The organism is Endozoicomonas sp. SCSIO W0465 (assembly GCF_023716865.1).
Lineage (GTDB): Bacteria > Pseudomonadota > Gammaproteobacteria > Pseudomonadales > Endozoicomonadaceae > Endozoicomonas.
In genome coordinates this window covers 1,744,274-1,762,165 of record NZ_CP092417.1, presented here as the reverse complement: position 1 = coordinate 1,762,165, position 17,892 = coordinate 1,744,274, and the positions used below count along the sequence as shown (strand labels likewise).

At 47.5% G+C, this 17,892-nt stretch carries 16 protein-coding genes and 2 pseudogenes; 13 read left to right on the top strand and 5 right to left on the bottom strand.

From position 1 onward, the window contains the following. The first annotated feature begins 16 nt into the window (after window positions 1–16). The 8 genes from selD (MJO57_RS07495) (at window position 17) to MJO57_RS07460 (ending at window position 7,466) form a co-directional block, all read left to right on the top strand. The gene (selD, locus tag MJO57_RS07495; protein ID WP_252024176.1) at window positions 17–520 is read left to right on the top strand and encodes a selenide, water dikinase SelD; all 504 of its coding nucleotides are present in this window, start codon (window positions 17–19) and stop codon (window positions 518–520) included. Beyond that, window positions 507–1,085, top strand: a complete 579-nt coding sequence (gene selD, locus MJO57_RS07490; protein WP_252024174.1) for a selenide, water dikinase SelD — start codon at window positions 507–509, stop codon at window positions 1,083–1,085. The genes selD (MJO57_RS07495) and selD (MJO57_RS07490) overlap by 14 nt, the downstream gene beginning before the upstream one ends. A gap of 135 nt (window positions 1,086–1,220) precedes the next feature. Next, window positions 1,221–2,078: a S1 RNA-binding domain-containing protein gene (locus tag MJO57_RS07485; RefSeq protein ID WP_252024172.1), complete on the top strand. Its 858-nt coding sequence runs from the start codon at window positions 1,221–1,223 to the stop codon at window positions 2,076–2,078. A 263-nt stretch (window positions 2,079–2,341) separates the two neighbouring features. Further along, on the top strand, window positions 2,342–2,674 hold the full coding sequence (locus tag MJO57_RS07480; RefSeq protein ID WP_252024170.1) for a PBPRA1643 family SWIM/SEC-C metal-binding motif protein: 333 nt from the start codon (window positions 2,342–2,344) through the stop codon (window positions 2,672–2,674). A 185-nt stretch (window positions 2,675–2,859) separates the two neighbouring features. Next, window positions 2,860–4,068 carry an aromatic amino acid transport family protein gene (locus MJO57_RS07475; protein WP_252024168.1) on the top strand — a complete coding sequence of 403 codons (1,209 nt, stop codon included), beginning with the start codon at window positions 2,860–2,862 and terminating at the stop codon, window positions 4,066–4,068. A 90-nt stretch (window positions 4,069–4,158) separates the two neighbouring features. Beyond that, complete coding sequence (locus tag MJO57_RS07470) at window positions 4,159–4,509, top strand: GIY-YIG nuclease family protein (protein ID WP_371924799.1); 351 nt, start codon at window positions 4,159–4,161, stop codon at window positions 4,507–4,509. A gap of 129 nt (window positions 4,510–4,638) precedes the next feature. Then, window positions 4,639–6,354: an AMP-binding protein gene (locus MJO57_RS07465; protein ID WP_252024166.1), complete on the top strand. Its 1,716-nt coding sequence runs from the start codon at window positions 4,639–4,641 to the stop codon at window positions 6,352–6,354. A 677-nt stretch (window positions 6,355–7,031) separates the two neighbouring features. Then, entirely contained in the window at window positions 7,032–7,466 is a 435-nt protein-coding gene (locus MJO57_RS07460; protein WP_252024164.1) for a hypothetical protein, read from the top strand. A 76-nt stretch (window positions 7,467–7,542) separates the two neighbouring features. Here MJO57_RS07460 and MJO57_RS07455 read toward each other — a convergent pair whose 3' ends face one another. Then, a complete protein-coding gene (locus MJO57_RS07455) occupies window positions 7,543–8,280 on the bottom strand; it encodes a DsbA family protein (RefSeq protein ID WP_252024162.1) in 738 nt (245 codons plus the stop codon). Window positions 8,281–8,604: 324 nt separating this feature from the next. Here MJO57_RS07455 and MJO57_RS07450 point away from each other — a divergent pair, with 324 nt between their 5' ends. Further along, a complete protein-coding gene (locus MJO57_RS07450) occupies window positions 8,605–8,877 on the top strand; it encodes a hypothetical protein (protein ID WP_252024160.1) in 273 nt (90 codons plus the stop codon). 268 nt (window positions 8,878–9,145) lie between these two features. On the opposite strand, the pseudogene MJO57_RS07445 reads toward MJO57_RS07450, so the two are convergent. The 3 genes and pseudogenes from MJO57_RS07445 to MJO57_RS07435 all read right to left on the bottom strand — a co-directional run. Next, window positions 9,146–10,504, bottom strand: a pseudogene (locus tag MJO57_RS07445) (DUF1302 domain-containing protein); the annotation flags it as partial. 27 nt (window positions 10,505–10,531) lie between these two features. Continuing rightward, on the bottom strand, window positions 10,532–11,977 hold the full coding sequence (locus tag MJO57_RS07440) for an IS4 family transposase (RefSeq protein ID WP_252024158.1): 1,446 nt from the start codon (window positions 11,975–11,977) through the stop codon (window positions 10,532–10,534). Beyond that, window positions 11,958–12,542, bottom strand: a complete 585-nt coding sequence (locus tag MJO57_RS07435) for a DUF1302 domain-containing protein (protein ID WP_371924796.1) — start codon at window positions 12,540–12,542, stop codon at window positions 11,958–11,960. Before MJO57_RS07435 ends, MJO57_RS07440 begins: the two co-directional genes overlap by 20 nt. A gap of 222 nt (window positions 12,543–12,764) precedes the next feature. On the opposite strand from MJO57_RS07435, the gene MJO57_RS07430 reads away from it, so the two are divergent. Continuing rightward, a complete protein-coding gene (locus MJO57_RS07430) occupies window positions 12,765–14,114 on the top strand; it encodes a hypothetical protein (RefSeq protein ID WP_252024154.1) in 1,350 nt (449 codons plus the stop codon). 314 nt (window positions 14,115–14,428) lie between these two features. On the opposite strand, the gene MJO57_RS07425 is transcribed toward MJO57_RS07430, so the two are convergent. Next, the gene (locus MJO57_RS07425; protein WP_252024152.1) at window positions 14,429–14,893 is read right to left on the bottom strand and encodes a hypothetical protein; all 465 of its coding nucleotides are present in this window, start codon (window positions 14,891–14,893) and stop codon (window positions 14,429–14,431) included. Window positions 14,894–15,281: 388 nt separating this feature from the next. On the opposite strand from MJO57_RS07425, the pseudogene MJO57_RS33180 reads away from it, so the two are divergent. The 3 genes and pseudogenes from MJO57_RS33180 to MJO57_RS07410 all read left to right on the top strand — a co-directional run. Then, a pseudogene (locus MJO57_RS33180) lies at window positions 15,282–15,416 on the top strand (LysR family transcriptional regulator); the annotation flags it as partial. Window positions 15,417–15,778: 362 nt separating this feature from the next. After that, on the top strand, window positions 15,779–17,293 hold the full coding sequence (locus MJO57_RS07415; protein ID WP_252017330.1) for an IS66 family transposase: 1,515 nt from the start codon (window positions 15,779–15,781) through the stop codon (window positions 17,291–17,293). Between the two features lie 9 nt (window positions 17,294–17,302). Beyond that, window positions 17,303–17,842, top strand: coding sequence for a LysR substrate-binding domain-containing protein (locus tag MJO57_RS07410; RefSeq protein ID WP_371924869.1), 540 nt, complete (start codon window positions 17,303–17,305; stop codon window positions 17,840–17,842). The last annotated feature ends 50 nt before the right edge of the window (window positions 17,843–17,892 follow it).

Genomic DNA, 17,892 nt, shown 5'->3' with positions numbered 1-17,892 from the left:
AGGTTGAGAGCGTTTTATGTCTTCGCAAGTGTTAACAGACAGCATTGATCTGCTGAAAACCGTCGAGTATGGCGGCTGCTCTGCCAAGTTGTCACCGACGGAATTGGCCGGGATTTTGACTGAGTTGCAGTTTCCCGGCCACCCTGATCTGCTGGTGGACATCTCCACCCATGATGATGCCGGGGTCTATCGGATCAACGACGAGACAGCGCTGATCTTTACCACCGATTTCTTCCCGCCCGTGTGCAGTGATCCGGAGGAATTTGGTGAGATTGCCGCCGCTAATGCCCTGAGTGATGTGTTTGCCATGGGCGGTAAGCCACTGATGGTGCTGAATCTGATGATGTACTCTACCAGTGAGCTGCCGGTGAGTGGTTTCGCCCGGATTCTGAAAGGCGGGCAGAACAAGACCATGGAGGCGGGGGCTCTGGTGGTTGGTGGCCACACTATTGAGGATCATCCCCCCAAGTTTGGTCTGGCCGTGATCGGTACAGTCCATCCGGAACGTGTTATTCAGTAACAGTCAGGCACAGGTTGGCGATAAACTGATACTGACCAAACCCATCGGTATTGGCGCGCTGATCTCTGGCCACCGGGAGAAAATGGCCAGCACCGAAGCCTATCAGAAGGCACTGGCGCAGATGAAACTGCTCAACAAAACCGCTGCTGAAATCATGGTGAAATACGGCACTCGTTGTGCAACCGATATCACCGGTTTTGGTCTGCTCGGACATGCCCGTGAAATTGCCAATGGGAGCGGGCTGACCTTGCACCTTGATATGCAGCAAGTGCCGCTGTTGGATGAAGCCTATGAGCTGTTTGACGATGGCTGTATACCGGGGGCGGCGTTCCGCAATTTGCAGTATGTCAGTGATGATGCCCGCTTCCGTGAAGGAATGGACTACAACCTGAAGATGCTTTCCTGTGATGCGCAAACTTCCGGTGGGTTGTTAATCTGTGCCCCTGCGGCCTCAGCGAATGACATACTGGCAGAGTTGCACGCTTCTGGCCTGCATCCGCAGGCGGCGATTATCGGTGAGGTATTACCGAGAGATGCCGAAGATGTTGCCCTGGTTGTAGAGTAACAGATTGCGGAGTAAATCGTGGAATAACCTGTCACTGGCAATAGCCCGACTGCAGCATTATTTTTGCTGCTGATGACAGCAGAGCCGCCACTGGAATGATATAATTCGCGCCCGCTTTTATTGCCGGACAGGTTCATGGTTAGAATAGGTCGAATGAACCACCTGAAGGTGGTCAATCTTCTGGATTTTGGTGCATTTCTTGAGGGAGGTATGCTGGACGACATCCTGCTGCCAAAACGCTTTGTGCCAGCAGGGTGTCAGGTGGGGGATGAGCTGGATGTTTTTATCTATCTGGACTCTGATGATGTCCCCATTGCCACCACACTCCGCCCCAGGGCTCAGGTCGGGCAATTCGCCTGCCTGAAAGTTACCGATACCAATCGTATTGGTGCTTTCCTTGACTGGAATATGCCAAAAGAGCTGCTGGTTCCATTCAGTGAACAGAAAGAGCGCATGGTCAAAGACCAGTTCTATGTGGTTTATGTCTATCAGGAGCAGCAGAGCTACCGGATCGTTGCGTCTTCGAAAATCAGTAAGTTTCTGAGTACTCTCCCATCACACTCGTCAAAAGCGCCACATCAGTACAGTAATGGTCAGGCGGTTTCACTGATGATTTGTGACCGGACAGATATTGGTTATACGGCAATTGTCGACAATAAATACCTGGGGGTTATTTTTGACCAGGATATCAACAGGCCAATCCGGATGGGAATGAAGTTTGACGGATTTATTAAACGGGTCCGGCCTGATCAGAAGCTGGATGTATGCCTGAAAAAGCCAGGCTTTGATAAACAGGGAATGAATGACCTGAGCACGGTGATTCTTGCCAAGCTGAAGGCAGAGAATGGCTTTTTGCCTTTCAATGATCGTACTGACCCTGCTGTCGTCAAAAGGGAGTTTTCAGTCAGTAAACGGGTGTTCAAAATGGCGATTGGCGGTCTTTATAAAGAACGCCGGATCAGTATTGATGACGATGGCATTCGTCTTTTATAGGCTTTTCTGAGAAACATGGCTTTATAAACATAGCGGGTGGAGCGTTAATCGCTCCACCCACGCTCCTCAATAATCCGGCACTTTACCATCATGGTATCGCGGACGAAATTCCAGGTGAGGGAGGAGTCGCCTGTTTTTGAACACTGTCGGAAGGCGTTGTCGGGTGGCTAATGACCGGGACTTCCAGTAAAATGCTACGGTTTTGCATTTCCTCTTGCTCTCGTTCCGAGAGGTCAACGTTTCCCAGCTTAACAGGTGATCAAATGGGCAAATTTTATACCCAGACCAATCTTCAGATTGACGATAAGCAGGCCTACCGGGTTTTCGACGGTAAGAAGCAAGCTCGTCTCGGGACTGAAAAGAACCCTGCTGTTCTTACTGTTCAGACTGAAGAACGCAGGGCTGAGCTGGAAACAGAGTTTCTGGAGAATGGCTGGTTTTGCCAAATTCATGTGGATGAAGAAGCCGCAGAAGATACATTGGCTTTGCAGTTACTGAAGGATATTCCTAAAACTACAATACTTGAAAAAGTGCCGGGTCGAAATGATCCATGTCTTTGTGGTAGTGGGAAAAAATACAAAAAGTGCTGCGCTTGATGGCATAGCCAGCTCTTAAGATCTTTGATAAGAACATCTGATAAGTAGAAAAAATGCTAATTCGGTCCATTATTAGTACTTATAGGTTATTTATAGAGTGAGTTTGTCGACCTGTTTTATATAAGCCTCCCACGTTCAAAAGCCGCTTTTAGTGGCTTTTGCTTTATCAAAAAGGTGGACCGAATATGAAAAGTCAGACGTTGGGTAGCAGCCTTCTGGTCGCCGGTACTTCCATTGGTGCTGGCATGCTGGCGTTGCCCCTGGTGTCAGCATTGACAGGACTGGGGTGGGGCGTACTCCTGATGTTTTTGATGTGGGGATTATCAACCTATGGGGGGCTGTTGATTGCCGAGGCCTGTCGGGCCTGTCCGGAAGCAGAGAACCTGCATGGCGTCATGGGGCGTTTGATGGGGCCGGTTGGCCAGGGTATTGCGGTTGTCGCCATGCTGTTTCTCTACTACTCCCTGTGCGCAGCGTACATTTCCGGAGGTGCCAGTGTTCTGGGCAGTCTGCTGGCAAAAGAGGGAGTGCATCTGCCTTTTCGAATCACCGCGACGATGGTGGTTTTGCTGGTTGCTATTCTGGTCGTGACGGGTACCCGTGTTGTGGATCTGGTCAACCGGGCGATGTTTGCTCTGATGCTGGCCTCACTGCTTTATATTGTGTTGTCAATGTTGCCCGAGGTCAGTTTGAGTAACCTTGCGTTGGAGAGCAGTCCGCCGGGCATTCTATTCGCTGCGCTACCGGTGTTATATACGTCATTTGGCTATCATTGTGCGGTACCCACCGTTGTTCAGTATGTTCAGGGTAAACCCCGGCGGTTTCGCTATGCCCTGATTGCTGGCAGTGCCCTGCCGTTCAGTATTTATATTATCTGGATGGCGGTGGTGATTGGTGTGGTGTCCTCTACGGTGGTGGTGACCATGGCGCACAGTTCGGACGGTGTCACGTCGTTGATGAATGTCATTGGCAACCATTCCGGTACGACCAGTTTTGATTATATGATCAGTGCATTTGCCGCCTTTGCCCTGGGGACCTCATTCCTGGGGGTGGCTCTTGGGCTATTTGACTATCTGGCAGAAGTTTTTGGCCGCTCTCATGGTCTCTGGGGGCGGATTGAAACCATTACTCTCACGCTGTTGATCCCATTGCTGGCGGCTATTTTTATGCCGGGAAGTTTTGTCACAGCCCTTGGCTACGCTGCTGTGGCCTTGGTGATTCTGGCGGTGTTTATTCCCGTGGCACTGGTCTGGAAGGTTCGTAAGCTCCATATGGAAGAACCCTATCAAGTGGCAGGGGGGATTCCAGCACTGGCCATTGCCATCATGATTGGATTTATGGTGATTGTTGCCCAGTTTGGGGTGATCGGTGGTGTATTACCGACTATTGGCTGACGGGCAATGGTTGAAAGAGATATCCGCACACTGAGAAGGTGAGAGCCTGCTGAAAGTACATTGCTACAAGTTACTACAATCGATGGCCAAATGGATCTGAAGCTTTTTGCAGCCGTCCAGGGAGAGCAGAGAATGTCGGATGGATGTTGGTCGGTTTACATAATTCTTGCCAGTGATAATAGCCTTTATACCGGCATTACGACAGATATTGAACGGCGTTGGTATCAACATTGCCGTACTGCCAGGGGGGCCAGGTATTTCCGGGGACGGAAGCCACAGCAGCTGGTATATCTGGAGGGTGATCATGACCGCCCATCGGCTAGCCGACGGGAGGCCGCCATCAAGAAGCTGACGCGCCGACAAAAACTGAATTTGATTGCTTCACCCGGGAACTGCTGTGGGCTTTGGGCCGGGAAGTTGGCATTACCTGTTAATTCATGAATTTTCCGCAAATCACACCCCTGAGAGCTTAATGGCTTTGATAACAAAAAGGAGCAAAAAATATCATTTATGGTTCAAGGTTGAACGTTTAGAGAGTATGATTCAGAAAAAAATAAAGATGAGGTGTTCATGGAAGCCAGTTTTTGGGATGGCAAGCGTGCCCCCGGTGTTACTGATCAAATTGATCTTGAAAAGTTCAAAAACCTGGGTGAAGTCATTGAACATGCAGTCCATAAATACGGCGGCCGGCCAGCCTATACCAGCATGGGCAGAACGGTTTCCTTCAACGAAATAGATCAGCTCAGTACTCAGTTTGCAGCCTACATTCAGAATCATACGACACTGAAACCGGGTGACAGCATTGCTATTCAGCTACCCAACATTATTCAGTACCCCGTTGTCGTTTATGGGGCGATCAAGGCGGGCCTGATCATTGTCAATACAAACCCTCTCTACACGGCCAGGGAGATGAAGCACCAGTTTACTGATTCAGGGGTGAAGGCACTGGTTTGCCTGAACGTTGTGGGTCACCTGGTAGAGGAAATCATTGGCGATACGCCAATCAAGCATCTGATTGTCACTGAGTTGGCCGACCTGCTTCCCTGGCCGAAGCGATCGCTGATTAATCTTGCCGTGAAGCACGTCAAGAAGATGGTTCCCGCCTATAAGTTGCCACAGGCAGTGAGTTTTAATCAGGCCATGAAGTCAGGGGCCAAAGCCCGGTTCAGTAAACCGCATCCTGCAAATCCAGATGATGTCGCCGTGCTCCAGTACACCGGTGGAACGACAGGGGTAGCCAAAGGCGCCATGCTGACTCAGCGTAACCTGGTCAGTAATGTACTGCAGACGGCCAGTGTCTTGTCTCAGACCGATGATCAAGGTGTGCCTCTGGCAAAACCCGATGGCAATACGGCGATTGCGCCCCTGCCTCTTTATCATATTTACGCTTTCACAGTGCATCTGATGGCGTTTTTCCAACTGGGCGGGCACAGTGTTTTGATTGCCAACCCACGGGATATGGATACGTGTGTTAAGGCTTTGCAGCCCCACAAGATGAATATATTCATCGGCTTGAATACGTTGTTTGTTGGTTTGATGAATCATCCTGACTTTAAAGACCTCGACTTTTCGGAGCTGAAGTTGACCATGTCGGGAGGTACCGCTTTGCAGGCAGCGGTTGCCAACCGATGGCAGGGTATGACGGGATGTACTATTTCTGAGGGTTATGGCCTCTCTGAAACATCACCCGTGGTATCCCTGAACCCTGCTGGCAGTTATTCAAAACTGGGTACGGTAGGCTTGCCTATGTCCGGCACGGCTCTTAAGACCATTGATGATCAGGGGGTTGAGCTGCCATTGGGCGAGCGTGGGGAGCTGTGTGTGAAAGGGCCCCAGGTCATGAAAGGGTATTGGCAGCGCCCTGAAGCAACGGCCGACGTGATCGATCATGACGGTTGGTTTAAAACCGGAGATGTTGCGGTTATCGATAAAGAAGGTTATGTCAAAATCGTAGACCGGGTTAAGGATATGGTGCTGGTTTCGGGCTTTAACGTTTATCCCAATGAAGTTGAAGATATTGTTTCCAGGCATGACAAAGTGCAGAACTGCGCTGTTATTGGTGTGCCTGATGAGAAAACCGGTGAGGCAGTCAAACTGTTTATTATTCCGGGAGACAAGAGTTTAACCGTCGAGGAAGTCAATGAGTACTGCCGACTGAACCTGACCGCTTATAAGATACCGAAGCAGGTTGAGTTCAGGGAGGTTCTGCCAACGACGCCTGTCGGTAAAATTCTGAGAAAGGATCTTCGTGCCGAGGAAATGAAGAAGCGCGAAGCGGTTTCCTGATTGCAGAGCGTCTTCAAAGCCTTGGGACTTTCCGGGGCTTTGAAAGTAAACTGATTTTATAAACGTTGATTTTCAAACCTATTTGTCTCGCACTGTTTTTCTGTAAGTAATGCCCTTGTTCTTTGGCTTGGTATTGTTTTGATCGTTTTACTGTCAGCTACTTGCGCATAACATCTTGATAAAGGGCGTTGGCTATAAAGGCAGTACCGTGTTTCTGAGGAGTTTTTTTGGCGTATTTTTAAATATGAATTAAACTCAGTGATTAAGTTTCATGATGTGGCAGGTCGCTGTTTTTAATTTATCCCTGAAATGAGACTGAATTATTATGTTGGTAGTACTTTGATCAGTGTTGCGGCTTTATTTAATCTTCCCTGTTTTATGCTGCTGATTTCTGCGTTAATCGTTAACCATTACTGATTTTCCAAACCATGCGGTGAGGAACCAGATTCTTCGTTTTACCCCTTGTGATTCACGACTTTGTCGTGAGGTAATCGGTTGTTAGGTAAAACGATGTATGGAAAAACATTTTTTGAGAGGAGGTGAGATAACATGCTCATTTTTTGTCAACAATGCACGGAGTTTTGTCTATTTACAGGCAGATGTGTCGATGTTAGTTTTTTCCGGATTTCAAACCTTACGTTTAATTGTTCTTTTGATTGATAAGATTGGTTCAAACAATGAATATTTTTGATGAAGCTCTCGGTGTCCTGAAGTCTAAAGTTCAGGTACGCAAGCTCTTTCATGATATGCATGCTGAAGATCTTCAGCGCATCATTGGCCGCATTGAAGCCATTTACGAAGAAAAGTTGATGGCTCAAATGGAGGTTGCCGAGGAGCAGGCCCGCAAAAAAGAGGCACTGGATGCGGTTGTTAAACAGATAAAAGCGCTTGGGCTCTCGTTGGTTGATATTAAAGACCTGACGGAGGATAAGGGCAACAATGGCCGGAAAGGAAAAATACGCCAGCGCTATCTGTTCCGCTACGAGGCAGTTGATGGTTCATCGGTAGATTGGGAAGGGGCTACAACAGGACGTATTCCTGCAGACTTTGCCGCCTACCTTGAGCGGACCGGTAAGGATCGCAAGGCCTGTATTGTTTCTGAAATCGGATAATTCAAGCACCTGCTCAATAAAGGCCCTGCAGGTCAGCAGGGTCTTTATATTGGATTCTGTCCTACCTTTTCAGATGCTATTTGATTTGTTTGAGCCTTTGATCAATCATCTCTTTCAAGGCATCTTCATCAGTAAATCCACCAATCACTTCATCGGGGAACACCAGTGCCGGGGTGCCGGTAATGCCCAGCCTCTCAGCTAACCTGATATTACTGTCCAGTTGCTGGTTAATATCATTATCAACAGCGCTTTTCAGTGCATCCAGATCCAGCCCCTGTTTGCTTACACTACTGGCAATGGAATTTGAGTCATGTCGGGCAGGATGTGATATGAATTGTTTGTGCAGTGCAAGGTAAGCGTCATTACCTTCAGCCCTGGCCGCTAATGAAAGCGCTGCCGCTTCTCTTGAGCTTGGCCCAAGAATAGGAAGGTCTTTATAGATAATTTTCAAGTCCGGGTAATGTTTTACCAGAGCTTCCAGGACAGGGTCCTGCTGTTTGCAAAATCCACAGTTCACATCACCAAAGTAAACAATGCTCAGTTTTGGGTTTGAAGAACCGGCAAAGGGGTCCTCACTGTTGTTAAAAAGCTCAGTCACACTCTGGGTGAGCACTGAGTTTTGGGCTTGTGTTCTGGCTAGCTCTTCTCTTTTTTTTAACTCACTGACCACTTCAATGAAAATTTCAGGGTTTTCCAGCAGGGCTTCACGTACCAGCGCTTTGACCTGTTGTTGCTGTTCCCGGTCCAGTGATGCGGCTTGACTGGTTATCGGAAGGATGAGTGCGGTAGCGGTAATGGCTAGCAGTTTTTTCATGGTTAACGTCCAATGTAATGATCAGTGCTGTTTTTTTCCATCATACCTTCTTGACGGGCTGGAATGGAATGGAGCCGCCATTGGATAAGGTAAGAACATTGTAAGTATCGTTCTTTTTGGACGGCAAGTATCAAGACTGCTAAAGTGCCCGGAAGAACAGAATATCGATATCAGCCAGTGAGACTGGAAAAGCCAAATATACTTTACTGCAGGCGTTGTTGCTGGCTTCCCTGATTGTTCAGAAAAGAACAATTACCTGCTAAATGATTGCTGCAGGGGCCGATAACAACAGTTCCTTAAAATCACACGTAAAGGATTGAAGTAATGAAAGTAATTGCTGTTGCTGTAGCGGGGATGTTATTGGCTGGTATTGCTCAGGCTGCTGATCAGGTGGAAGATGTTCAGAAACAGGGTATGGTTTGTTATTCAATGGGTTCCGTAAATTCTGAAAGGCAGTCCAATGGTCGTGGAATGGCCCCTGATCTTTCGGTCAATGTTGCGCCTGCCTTTTACATTACCAGTGATCGTGACTACAAGGCCTGTCGTAAGGTGGCTGCTGAAAAAGGCGCTCATGTGATTATTGATCCAAATGCCTGATGCTGATTCCTGCCAAGGGGCCAGGATAAGTGTGGCTGTGTGAATTGTTAAAAAACCGGTACCATTAAGAGGTGCCGGTTTTTTTGATGAATGAAATCCGTTCAACACCGGTTATGGTTCCCATGATTCCGAGGGTGTCGCAAAACCCTCCGGAGTATGGGAGCGAGGGGCGTCATCAGAAGGTATAACCAATGGTTCCGGTAAGGGTGCCATTGCTCAGTACATCGTCCGCATCGCCACCCCAGGTCAACTTGGCCATCATATCGTCTTATTTGGCGGTCAGGCCCATATTGATCTTCTTTTCGCCTTCTTCGAAGCGGCCGGTAAAATGGGAGTTGCCATTAACGTCATGGGTAAAGCGGAAAGTGGACTCAAGGTTCAGGCCCGGCATTGTGACATCATTCCAATTTGCACCGACCATTACGTTGTAGCCCCAGCTGTTACGGTCGAGGCGCTCTTCCTCATTGATTCCGGATCCAGCTCCCTTTCCTAAAATGCGGCCATAATATTCATCGTCCAGGCCAGCTACTTGTTCAAACGCCGCTTCACCAACAACATACATCAAATCAGTGCCAAGCACGGCCCCGAATGGTTGGATCACCGATAAAGAAGCATCCCACATCGGTGTCCGTTCTATATTCCGGTACCATTGGTCAGCTTTGATGGTTTTTCCCGTAGCCTGAGAAATTTCAACATCACCACCGGTTGCAAAGCTTCCGATACCAGCAGCACCGCTACCAAGAATGTCATCGGGGTGATCAACCCAGATTGGAGCATTTTCTCTGTAGGTGATTTCGCCGGCAATTTGTGTATAACCCCAGACTTTAGTATTAAAGCTGGCACCCCAGAGTTTAATGTCTTCCGGGTAAATTACTCGGGCATCAACTCCATTGGCAAGCATATTAAGAGTTGCGATGCCTCCTGCAATTTGTTGTGCTGCTGCAGCCCCTCCAAGTAATGAATTTCCGTTAATTGTTGTAAGTAAATTATTTATCGCTCCAGAAGCAGAGTTTGCAATATCAAATATTGGGTCTCCAGTTGGATCTGCAGGGTTGGTAGTAAAGCCACCAACTAACCCAATGCCTCGTGCTGCTTCGCTTTGAGAAACTTTAGCTTCAATGAACGGAAGGCTCGAGTGGTAGTTTGCGTAATATAAAGCAAATTCGGTATCAGGTAATGCCTCTGGTGTGAATGTGAACTTCACTCCCCACTGGCCAGAATCCCTGGCTGCTTCGACACCACTTACATTTGCAACTTTTCCGTAGTCGGCGGCTTGCATGATACCAGCTTGTTCCAATACAGCATCCTGTCCTTTAAGACCGAATTCCGACAGTTTATAGTAGGCAAAGTCAGAGCCCGGAACAAAGAGATCTGAGCCAGAGTCGTAAGTACCACGTCCCAGCATAATGGAGCGTTCCCAGTCATATTGGGCAAAAGCAGACAGTTTCATTTCATCATTGAACTGGAGGTCTGCCATCAGCATGCCCTGGGCAATGTTCAGATCGCCATCAGAGCCGGGAAGGCTGGCGAGCGCAACATCATAGGCGTTTAAATCCCTCATACCACCGGCGTAGAAAATAGTTTCACCCCAGTTATGGGTCTGATCACCCAGTTTAAGACTGAGTTTCTGACCGCCTTCAAATCTGACTCTTGATCACATCTCTCCAGCGCTGAACTGCCGGGCTATCTGCCAGGTTTTTACCCGATCCTGCAATTTCGCCCAGCCTTCCCATACCACTAACCAGCCGGGCTGCCCTGTATGCTTTGAATCACCCCAACCACCAAGCCGAGCAATCGTTTGAAGCAGCCAAGTGACTGTTGGCGGCTTATCGGGCAACGCTTTTTTTTCATAGGTTAGCCAGAGAACCTGCCATTCATCATCACTGACCACCTCATTCGCGAGTGTTTTTTCACTCCAAAGCTTTCTGTCTTTGTGCTGCCTGTCATTCGGTAACATTAATGCTTCACGGATTTGCATTAGTCTGACAGCGACAAACATTAATATGACCGCAAGTCGTTCAATGTTATCCGGAGATTGCAGACGAAGCCTTTCTACTCCTGCTCCCGATTTCCAAGCCTTATGGAACTCTTCTATTCGCCATCGGAGCTCGTAAAATCGAATGATAGAGCGACAGTCTTCGAATGTTTCAATATCTTCAGTTGTCAATAGTACCCAGTGCAAACGGTCTTCGGAGTCATTGCCAATCTCTTCAGCCGACACAATATTCATAGTTACCGGTTCCGGCCTGCCGCCTGGCCTTTGCGGCGCCTGTATTGTCATCTTCTTTCTTTTGACCTGCAGCGTTGCCTTTCGCTTCTTTCTACCTCCTTTTTGAGGAACCACTATCGTATATTTCCCCAACACTTCAGTCTGAGCTAAGGAATCAAATAATAAGAGTTCGCCATCCACCAGGATTCTGTTTTGTGTAGCTCTTACAACAAACCGCTGTCGGTTATCCAGTTTGTAGTGCATATATTCGTATATATCCGCCTCCCGGTCGCAAACACTGATGATGTCAGGCATTTTACCCCCCATCCTTTGTTCTGTGTTTTCAGAGGCTCTTTGCCACTTAAAGCTTTCCTTTCCCTCGTAAGGTAGCTGACGACTGTAAGGTAGCTGACGACGTTGGTTCTTTTTCCCCCGCTGAACGTCCTCTCTAACCCATCGTTCTTGATCAATAAGCCCAATGCTTCGCTCTGTATCCGCATCAACCAAGAAGACAGAGTGGACGTGGAATCCTCTGGTTTTAGAGCCTTCAGGACCTCCAAGATCACCAAGCTCGGATCTGACAGCATGTTTATAACCCAGGGTTGTTGTATCTTCGAGAGCCAGAAGTAGGCGAGACTGTCTCGCTATTTTGGCAGTTGCCTGAAAGCCTGCCTCAGCTATTGCTTCAGGCTTTACGGCCTCATTCTCAATCAGCCGGTAAGCTCCAGTTACCAGTGCGGTATAACCTTCGCATGAAGATGACAAAGAATTACCGGTATGAGCTGAAAGCTCGGCAGCAACTTTGACAAGTCGTTTTGTACGTCGAGTATCGCCCAAATCAGCACATCCAAAAGTTAGTTCTGACCATGGTTTAGGAGAAAGTGGAAGCATGACCTGTTTTATCAGTGAGAAATGATAGAACAAGGTAGCTATTTGTGATCAAGAGACAGCCTTCAAATGTCCAGTCGCCGTATAAATAAGCGCTTTGTAACTTGACTCCCCGACCCTGATTATCCTTTACTTCATCAGACCAGCCATTAAATGTACCGGTTTCATCGTCGAAGCCTTTTGCAACATCAGCAGCGTTATTGGACTCCCACTGGTTGCTTCCATTCATCAGTACATAGTCATAGAAAGCAGTAGCACGGCCAAAGAAACCGTAGTTATCTTTTTTCAAGTCCAGCTCAGAAGTCAGTTTGAGAGCCTTACTGACAAAGCCTTTATCAAAAGAGCGATCACCGTCGTTTTCATTTTGCTCAGCATCATCTGGCGTCACATAACCCTCAAGGTCATACTTAGCACCCAGAGTAATGGTGGTATTGAGCGTTCCCTGTACTTCACCATCCATTGCCTCAAACTCAAAAGCCCGGGCAGAAGCAGAGAGAAGCAGTGTTCCGGATAAAATAAAACCAGCGGTTGCAGGGGCGAGCTGCAGTCGTTTTTGTGGTGTCAACATGAAAGGCTGTATCCTTGCCGTTTATTATTAGAATTAGTGTTTTTTATTGTTGTTCTGTGTTTCGGCTTGTCTATTTGTACTAAAGTGCATATTAGTATGCAAGAAATTTATACCCTGTTTTTTTCTTATTTTTGTTGATATCCATTTGTCATCAACCCTTCATCATCGCTATGGTATACGCACAATAAATTTAATAAAAACCCTATGTTACAGAGCCTGCTTATGCGTACCTTATGTTTTCTACTCGCTTTGCTGATATCTGCCCAGGCATTTTCCTGGTCCAACCACACGTTGGTTAGTCACCAGCTGCTGGCTACAATTCCGCAGGTTCATGATGCCGCCCCGGCAAAAGTTGAAAGCCTGGAAAGTTTTCTGCTGGCTAATGAGAAGGCACTGGAAGCATTTCTGGATCAGCAGGAGCGATGGATGCAGGAAAATTTATGGCACTATGCACCACGTCCGCCAGAACTGGCCTTCAAGGCGACGGGCAGCAAAGACAATATTCGTACCCGCTTTGCCCATGCCATTCGTGTGAATCCAAATACCAAATGGCCTTTGTACTTACAGCTTCTTCCCGGGGAAAAACGACAGTCTCCGCCCATTAAGCCAAGGTCGATCAGTACTCTGAACCGTTTTGGTCATCTGGCTTCTGTGCAGTTGGTTCAGTTAAAACCGGGGGATAAGGCTTCAGCTGTTGATATCGTTACAACAGCCACGGATGAACCTGATCATGGCCTGGATATAGGCCTGTTTACCGACAGTGATACCGATTATGGCAAGATTTATGGGTTTGGGAAGCAGCCCTTCGGAAATCCCAACCTGGAATACGGAACACAGGCGCCTTTCCACATGGGCTTTTACCATGAATCTTCAATTCTTTACGCCCTGGGTGGTTTTTTAAAGCAGACCTATCCGGAGTACCGAATCCAGCTGTTCAAGCAGCTTTCCGAGTTTGCCTTCCAGCAGGGGCATGAATATTGGGGTTGGCGTTTTATGGGATGGGGGCTCCATTATCTGGGTGATTTTTCCAACCCCTATCATGTGACGCCGATACCGGGAAATAATGTCATGACAACCCTGTGGGTCGGCTTAAAGGGCCTTATTGGTTTTCCGGAAGCGCAGAACCGGGCGATTCAACTGGCATCCAATCGGCACACCGTTCTTGAGGATTTTCAAAGCCTGGTCATGAGCCGGGCTTATAAAGAGAACAACATTCAGCACCCAACCATTCAGGCCCTGACGAGGCAGAAGCCAGCCAGAGTGTATGAAGATGGTCATATTGTCACGGTAATTTCCCAACAGGCTTATGATAAAGCCCATGATCTTTATAAGGTACTGGAACAGACCATGCCTGAACAATACGTTGATAATCCATTGGTTGAATACTCTAAACTGAATGCCAGGTTTTCATTGCAGAAGACAGTATTAATGACTTCTGGTGAGGATGGCTATAACCAGTTGGTCACTATTATTTCCGATTTGTTGGGTGGGTTTTCTGAGAACGGCGCTTCCTATGTTGAGGCTATTCTATCGGCTAACACATTTCAGAGTGATCAGGCCAATCTGGATTGACTGAAGAGCATCATCACGATCACATAAGTGAGCTTGAGTGTTATCCCGTTGTTTTCAGAGAGTGGCTGATAGGTGTTATTGAATTGTGTAAAAAATAACCAAAATTCTGTAAGGCATGCAAATAGTGCGATTCAGTCAGTTATCCACAGGTCATTCAATGGTTTGATCAATGAATCTGTTGATGACTAAAGAATGAGCTATATAAACAGTATTAGTTATTCATTTTATTTGCCAAAAATAAGCCCGGAACCTGCCGGGCTTATTTTTATAAGTTGATAAGGAGTTGAGAGGATGAGATGAAGGCTATTGCTTTATCAGTGCCGCGTTTCGCTGGCGGGGAGAATGTTAGGATGATCCAGCCAGTCTTCAGGATGGTCATCAATCGTATCGATGGCTTCCGCTTCTTCCAGCTCACCACGTGTAGCCAGCACAGCCAGCTCCTTGGCAAATTTTTGCAGCAGGTTAATGACGTCGTCACGATTACTGTTCAGGCTTTCATCGATTTCTATACTGAATAGCGGAGAAGTGTCATCAGCAGGCTCTTCCTCTTCCTTGCGCATAAGAACCATGTGCAGGCCGGAAAACCCGTCATCACTGACTTCGGCCAGTTTAAAGGTAATGGACTGTGCTTCCCGAAGAATCGACAGCAGTTTCAGGGCTTCGGCAGCACTGAGATCTCCGGCATCCACACGGGCTTCCACATACTCTCTGGCAGAAAGGCCAGAAGCAATGTAGTTGTCCACCAGATCTTGAATACTCTTGTACTTGTTTTGGCTCATAGACCCTCCTGACAGCTGTTTCAGCTGATGCCTGACAAGCAATTTGTCAGACGCCAAGGCCAGATTCACCAGAGGCAGGGTGCGCTCTCAATTAGCCATGAAACCAGTACTTCAAATGAGCATTCAGGCATCGCCTGATACGCAGGGTGTAGTGGTCAACTGTCTGATTGAGAATGTCCTCTCACTCTGATTCCTGTTTCCAGTGTACCTGATTAACGATGAATGTATAGGGATTAATACGGATGAAGTTGAAGTGATATGACTATAGTCTCACTATGGGATTGCCTGAGCCTTTATCAGCCAGCTGTTTTATTTCTCTTTGAGCTGATTTATCAGGCTCTGTTGTTTAGATGGTGCTTTCAACCGTTGGGGCGCTTGTTACAAAAATATGAACTTGTACAGACTTAACCTGAACCTTTTGCCAGGCCTTAAGGCGTTACTCGATACACAAAGTGTCTCCCTGGCTGCGAAGCAGATGCATGTTACCCAGTCCGCCATGAGCCGGACGCTGGCGCAACTGCGGGAAGCCTTGAATGATCCGATTCTGGTCAGGCAGGGCAATCGTATATTCCTCTCTGAAAAAGCACTGGCGTTGAAAGATGATGTGAACCGTGTGGTGACTGAAGCCAGCACCATATTTGAGAACCAGCAGTTTGATCCCTGGATTACCGAAAAAAATTTTACTATTGCCGGGACGTACATTGTTCTTGAACAGATAATGCCACAGATTCTTCACCAGTTCTGGAAGCAGGCACCTCATTTTAACTTTGAGTTGTTACAGTTCAGCCCGCAGCTGGTAACTGTTCAGCACCCCCACATAAATCTGGAATTTTCTGATTTTTATACCATCCTCTTAAGCACCATTTTTCCACAATATTCGCCAGCATGATTCCAGAACTACCCGCAACTATGTCGGCTGAGATTCTCTTGAAAGAGAATGCAGAGCTGCGGATGAGAGTTGCCTGTCTGGAAGAGCGATGTCGAGAATTGGAAGAAAAGGTTGGCAAGAACAGTCAAAACAGCAGCAAGCCGCCATCGTCTGATGGTTATCAAAAACCTTGTAAAAACAGTAATTCTCCAGATCATTCTGACGACCTTTCCGCAGATAAAGGTACCGATCCATCGGATGAAAAACCCAATCCTAAAAGTCTGAGACAGTCTTCTGGTAATAAAGCCGGTGGAAAGAAAGGGCATCAGGGCACTTGTCTTAAACAGGTCGATATCCCTGACTATATTGAGTACCTTCCGGTTAAAGAATGCAATAAATGTCAGGCGTCTCTTCTTGATAGTGAGCCGGTCAAATATATTGAACGACAGGTGTTTGAACCAGGGAGACCGGGTGAATTTGAAGTAACGGCCCATAGAGCTGAAGTAAAAATCTGCACTTGTGGTTGTCGGAATCAGGCTGAATTCCCGGAAGGTGTTACCGCTGCCGCACAATATGGCTCAGCCACACAGGCTATGGCCGTCTATCTTAACCAATACCATTTCCTGCCTTTTAAGCGCGTGTCAGAGTATTTTAATACTCTCTATAAAATGAGTGTAAGTGCAGGCACTGTCGCCAATTTTGTGGCCAGAACCTATGAAAATCTGGCTTCTACTGAAGAGGTTATTCGTGACGCCTTGCGGGAATCGTCTGTTGCCGGAGCCGATGAAACGGGTATGCGGGCCGAGGGCTCTTTGCACTGGCTACACGTTATGCGGGATGAACAATGGACGCTCTACTACTTGTCTGAAAAGCGAGGTCGTGAGGCCATGGACACGATGGGCATACTGCTAACATTTGCAGGCGTTCTGGTTCATGATCATTGGAAATCCTATTTTGCATATGCGGCAACTCACGTACTTTGCAATGCCCATCACCTGAGGGAGCTTTTGGGTGTTGTTGATAGGGACAGCAATCAACTGGCGTTGCGATTGATGAAGCTACTGAGGCTTTCCTGGCATTACTGCAAGGGCTTTAAGACCATAGGTATGCTACAGATGCCAAGTGTTGTCTGTGAACGAATCGAGAAGATTTATGACCGGTTGCTTCAGCGGGCTCTAATGAAAGAAGTCGTCTATATGGAGAAGCAACGAGAGGAGCTTAAGCGCAAGAAAGTCAAGAATACTAAAGCTTACAATCTCTTCAAACGACTCACTGAGTTCAAGGCTGAGACACTGCGCTTCATGTCAGATTTTACCATTCCCTTCGATAACAATGGCAGTGAGCGGGATGTTCGAATGGCCAAGTTAAAGCAGAAAATCTCAGGCTGCTTCAGGAGTGCAGACGGTGGTTCTATGTTTGCACGGATTCGCAGCTATTTGTCGTCTGCCAGAAAACAGGGAATGGACATATATCAATCACTTCATAGAGCTGTTCGGAATTACTGTAATATGCCTTTGCTCAGTGCTGAATAGTTACCGCAGCTGGATAAAAAGCTGGAGGCTGGCCAGGTCGACCTGGTGCTTGGGTATGTAGGAAAGCCGCCAGCCGGATTCAGTTATGCACCATTAATGGAAGATGGGATCTGTGCCCTGGTGCATGAGGATCACCCTCTCGTGGATCAGGAGATTGCTGTTGAAGATCTTGAGCAGTATTCGGTGATTCGCCACTCTTCATGGATGGGAAGCCCCCATTTCATCAGGGATTACCTGGAAAGTCTCAGTGCAAATATCCGTGTCGTTGCCAAAACACCCAACCTGCCCATCGGTTTGCAGCTGGTAAAGGACACCTGTCATCTTCTGATTACTATGGAGAAAGCGGCTCGTTCCAATACCTATGTACAGAATATGAAGATGAAAACCCTGCCGGTTAAACTGCCCAGGGTCAAATACTACGCCGTTTGGCCGGAGTATTGGGAGCATAACCGGGCACATCGCTGGTTCAGAGAGTTCATCATCAACCGCTTCCGTCTCAAACTAAAGGAAATAGACAGGCACAATGCAGTGATCAACGATCGGACGTGAGCATGGTGGCTATCTCGTCAACCATCTTATCAACCATCTCGAACCTTATG